Raw genomic sequence first — 5,438 nt, forward strand, 5'->3', positions numbered from 1 at the left:
TCGACGACTACGGCAATGTATTGACTTCTGTCGCTATCGCCTATGGCCGCAGATTTCCGGATCCTTCACCATTATTGACCCAGGAGGATCGCGACAAACAGGCGCAGATTCTGCTGACTCTGACCAGGAACGCTTATACCAATGCGGTGCATGAAAAAAATGCCTACCGTTCCCCTCTTCCCTGCGAAGTGAAACTGTACGAACTGATCAACGTCAAGCCGGAAAGGCATCTTTCCGATGTCACCAACTTCTTCGGTTTCGATGAAATAGCCAGGCAAGCGGCGCGCGCCGGCGATGGCGCACACGATATTCCTTTTGAAGACTGGCGGGCAAAGGGAGCAGAGCATGACGTTCCATATCGCCGTCTGTTGAAGCAAAGCCGCATCCTTTACCGCAGCGATCGGTTGGACCGAATGCTGCCGCTTGGCGTTCTGGAGTCGCTGGCCTTGCCAGGCCAGAGCTACACGCTGGCGTTCACGCCCGGCTTGCTGGAGACGACCTTCCAACGCCCTTCAAACGATGCTTCATGCAGCGCTGCCGGGACGGCGCCGGAGCATGCTGCCGAACTGCGGACAACGCCTTTGCTCCCCGACCCGGGCACGGTATTGGGGAGCAAGGCGGAGGATGGTGGTGGTTATCTCGACCTGGACAATGATGGCTGTTGGTGGGTGCCGGGAGACAAGATTTTTTTCGATCCCGATCCCGATGTCGACGCCAGCGCGGAACTGATGCGGGCGTCACTGAATTTTTTCTTGCCGCGTCGGTTTGAAAATCCTTTCGGCTATAGCATTACTGCCGATTTCGATACGCATGATCTACTCAATATCCGCACCGCGGATGCCCTGGCCAACGTCGTTCATGCCGAAAATGATTATCGGGTGCTGCGGCCGCAATCAGTCACCGACGCCAACGGCAACCGATCGGAAGTCGCGTTTGATACGTTCGGCATGGTGGCCGGTTCGGCGCTGGCGGGCAAGACCTGCGAACATCTTGGCGATAGCCTGGATGGCTTCCGCGCGGACCTGACAACAGCCGAAATCGCACTTTTTTTTGCCAATCCTGCAGGCGCAATCTCCGCCGAAATCCTGGGCCGGGCCAGCACTCGCACGGTCTACGAGCCGGATCGATTTTTCCGCATTCGACAACCGGCCTTCTCGGCGACGCTAAGCCGCGAAACGCACTACAGCGATCTGGCATCTCAACAACAAAGCAAAATACAAATCAGCTTTAGCTACGCCGACGGGTTTTGTCGAGAGATTCAGCAAAAAAAACAGGCGGAACCCGGGCCCGTCATCGATGGCGGAGAGCATGTAGTCTCACGCTGGATAGCTAGCGGCTGGACCATTTTTAACAACAAGGGGAAGCCGGTACGGCAATATGAGCCTTTTTTTGACGACACTCCCGGCTACACATTCGGCAAGCAGGTTGGTGTAAGTCCCATCTTGCTTTACGATCCGGTCGGCCGGTTGGCAGCGACTCTGCATCCAAATCATACCTTTCAAAAAACGGTGTTTGATCCGTGGCGTCAGGAAAACTGGGATGTTAACGATAACGTGCTGACCAGCCATCCCGAAGATGACCACGATGTCGGCCCTTTTTTCCGGCGCTTGCCGGAGCCTGACTATTTGCCTAGCTGGTATGACCTCAGGATTACCGGATCGTACGGCTTTGAAGAGCAGAACACAGCGCGTAAAACTGCCGTGCATGGCGGGACGCCCGGCCTTGCGTATGCAGACACCTTGGGAAATACGGTGTTGAGTATTGCGCACAATCGCTTTGGTTCAGCCTCTACGTCGCGACCTCGACCCTCTGCTCGCAGCGGGGGAGCAGCGACAAATAATTTTTCCACTGAAGAATTCTACCCAACCCGAAAGTTCTTCGATATTCAAGGCAACCAGCGAGAAGTCATTGACGCCAACCATCGCATCGTCGCCACTTATGAATTTGATCTACGCGGCGAACGCATCCATCAAGCCAGCATGGAAGCCGGCGAACGCTGGTTGCTGAATGATATGGCTGGCAAGCCGATACGGACCTGGGACAGTCGGCAGCATCAGTTTCGCACCGTCTACGACGCATTGCGACGTCCGGTCTCAACCAGTCTGCGTGACGGCGATGGCACCGCCGAACTGTTGGTGGGACGCATCGAATATGGCGAATCGCGGCCGCATCCGGAAAGCAAAAATCTCCGCACCAAAGTCGTTCAAGTCATGGACCAGGCAGGCGTTGTCAGGAGCGAAGATTACGATTTCAAAGGAAACCTGCTGCATAGCGAACGTCAACTCGCCCGTGAATACAAACGTAGCCTGGATTGGACCGGACAAATCGCGCTTGAGGCGGCGGTCTACAGCAACCACACTCGCTACGATGCGCTCAACCGTCCCACGGCGCTGACCAGCCCCGATCACAGCGTGATCTACCCCGCATACAACGCCACCAATCTGCTGCAAAGCGTCAACGCTCAATTGCATGGATCGACTGTCTTCACGTCATTCATAAGCCGTATCAACTACAACGCCAAAGGCTTGCGTACGCAGGTTGTGTATGGCAATGACACACGTACCAGCTATGGCTACGACCCGTTGAATTTCCGTTTGATGCAGCTATCCACAGTACGTTACCCGGATGTTGAACAATTGCAAAGCCTTCATTACACCTACGATGCCATGGGAAACGTGACTCACATACGTGACCATGCTCAACAGAGCATCTTTTTTCGCAACCGCAAAGTTGAACCCGGCAACGACTATAGTTACGACGCCGTCTATCGGCTGATCGAGGGATACGGTCGCGAGCATCTTGGTCAAATTGGCGGAGCGCCCACACCTTATTCGTTTAGCGATGCATCACGCGTCCGGCTGCCTCAACCGGGCGACGGCAACGCGATGGCGAGATATTGCGAGCAATATTTCTACGATGCGGTAGGGAATATCCTCGCCATGCGGCATCGCGGCCACGATCCTTCCCAGTCCGGCTGGAAACGCAGCTATGCATATCACGAAACCAGTCAGCTGCAAGATGACAAACACAGCAACCGGCTGAGCGCCGCCACGATCGGCGATCACGATGAGTTCAGAGAGCACGGCGAACGCGCCCCTCGCTACGACAGTCATGGCAACATGCTGCACATGCAGCAGTTGCATGTCATGCAATGGGATTTCAAGGACCAGTTGCAGATGGTCCAGCGCCAAGCCGTCAATATCGACGGCCACGACGGCCAGCCGAAAGGCGAACGCACATGGTACGTCTATGACGCGGCCGGCCGCCGCGTGCGCAAGGTGACCGAGCTGGCGACAGGCCAGGTCAAGGATGAGCGCATCTATCTCGGCAGCTTCGAGACTTATCGCAAGAACGGCGCCACCCCGCTGGTACGCGAAACCCTGCAGATCATGGATGACAAGCAGCCCATCGCTTTAATTGAAACGCGCACTGAAGGCAGCGACCCGGCGCCGCAACAACTCATCCGCTATCAATACGCCAATCATCTTGGCTCGGTCTGTCTGGAACTCGACCGCCAGGCACGGATATTGTCCTACGAAGAATACACACCTTACGGCAGCACCGCGTATCAAGCGGTGCACGGCAAGAGCGATGCGCCCAAGCGGTATCGCTATTCAGGCAAGGAGCGCGACGAAGAAAGCGGCTTGTACTACCACGGCGCCAGGTACTACGCTCCTTGGCTAGGCCTATGGACCAGCGCAGATCCTATCGGGATCAGCGGCGGCATCAATCTCTATGCATTTTCTGCAAATAATCCGATCGTCTTCTCCGATGCGACAGGAAAGGTCCCAACGCCGCCGTCGAATTCGATTGAAGATCTGTTCCAGTTCATCAGGAATCAGGCCGGATTCGAAACCGGCGCGCAACGTGGCATCTCCTTCAGCTCCAGCGCTGCCAGTCCGTTTGGCACGGCAGCTCACGCCGGCGCGACCGGGGTCGTTGATGCACTCAAGCAGATCGGTTTCGAAAGTGCTGACCGCATCTATTCGGAGGTAAGGACCGTCGCCGGCGTCGTGACCCAGATCGGCGGCAGTCCCGGCGGACCCAAAGGCTCTTTCAATCTGGATCTGGTCGCAGTTCAACCGGGGCAAAGCCTTAGTGTAGGCGACAACCTGACCAGTGGCGTCGGCCAACTGGTCGGCGACATCAAGTATGGCGGCGGCGTCATCAGTCCCAAGTATAACGCTCTCGGCATTCCTTTATCGACCGTCAATGGCAGCACCGTGGCGTCGACGACAGAAGAGGTCAATGCGCTGGTGGCTAGCGCCGCAAAAGTTGAGCCGGTCGTGGCGGAGGCCGGCATTCTCAGCAGCGTCATGGCTAGAGCCGCACCTGTACTGGAAGCATTAGCGCCTGCCGCCAAAGTACTCGGAAAAATCGCCGGCCCGCTGGGAGCTGGACTGAGCGCCTATTCCCTGGGAGAGGATTACGCCAAGGGAGATGTTGCGCACGGCCTCGCCGATCTTGCGGGCGCAGTGTCGGGCGGCTTGCAGACGTTTGCGCTGGCTTCGACAGCGCTTGGTGCAGGCGGCGGCGGAGCGGCGGTTGGGAGCGGCGCCGTAGCGGGTGGTGGCGTGGTCGCGGGCGGTGGTGCGGCTGCAGTCGCTGCCACCGGCGCCGCAGTGGTAGGCGCCTTTGCCGTCGGCGTGTCCGTTGGTATCGGCATCCAAGAAGGCAGTGCTTATCTGTCGAAGAGATATCTCGGCACAGAAATCTCGCCCGGACAAATGATCGGGGACACGCTGACGGCGGCGGATAATCTAGTGTCGCAAGCCTGGACCGATCCAAACAAGCCGGCCTATACACAAACCATTGGCTGGAGGATCGCGGCATGGCTTACGCCCACGGCGAACTAGTCAAGGATGCAACAATGTCCCGGCACGCTCCAGAAAACCTGCTGCCAGACCCTGCCGCCATACTATGCAGCAAGGCATCGGATGGCGGCGCCTATGTCGATCTGGATGGCGACGGCTGCCTTTGGCTACCCACCGGCCGGATATTTTTCCACAGCGATCCGCAGGCTGGTCCGGATACGGAACTGGCGCAAGCCACGCGACATTTTTTCCAGCCGCGCCGCTTTGAAGATCCTTTCGGATTCAGTAATACGGCCGACTTCGATGACTACGATTTGCTGGCCGTGGGCCGCACCGATACCTTCGGCAACAAGGTGTCGGCCAGCAATGACTATCGCGTATTGCAAGCGCAGTCGACCACTGATGCAAACGGCAACCGCTCCCAGGTCGCGTTCGACACGCTGGGACTGGTGGCCGGTTCGGCCGTGATGGGCAAAACCTCGGAAAATCTTGGCGATAATCTGGCGGGATTCCAGGCCGATCTGACAACGGCTGAAATTGAGCGGTTTTTTGCGGCTCCCAAATCCCCGTTCGCTGCTGAAATCCTGGCTCAGGCCAGCACCCGCATCGTCTACGATACGGACC

The 5,438-nt window shown here is 57.4% G+C and carries 2 protein-coding genes; both read left to right on the plus strand.

Features of this window, described 5'->3' with window-relative positions:
* On the plus strand, positions 1–4,856 hold a 4,856-nt coding region (locus tag ABI171_RS14180; protein WP_348099304.1), incomplete at its 5' end, for an RHS repeat-associated core domain-containing protein.
* Positions 4,832–5,438: hypothetical protein (locus ABI171_RS14185; RefSeq protein ID WP_348099305.1), on the plus strand; the 607-nt coding region annotated here is incomplete at its 3' end. The genes ABI171_RS14180 and ABI171_RS14185, both read left to right, overlap by 25 nt.

The organism is Collimonas sp. (genome assembly GCF_039923675.1).
Taxonomy (GTDB): domain Bacteria; phylum Pseudomonadota; class Gammaproteobacteria; order Burkholderiales; family Burkholderiaceae_D; genus Collimonas.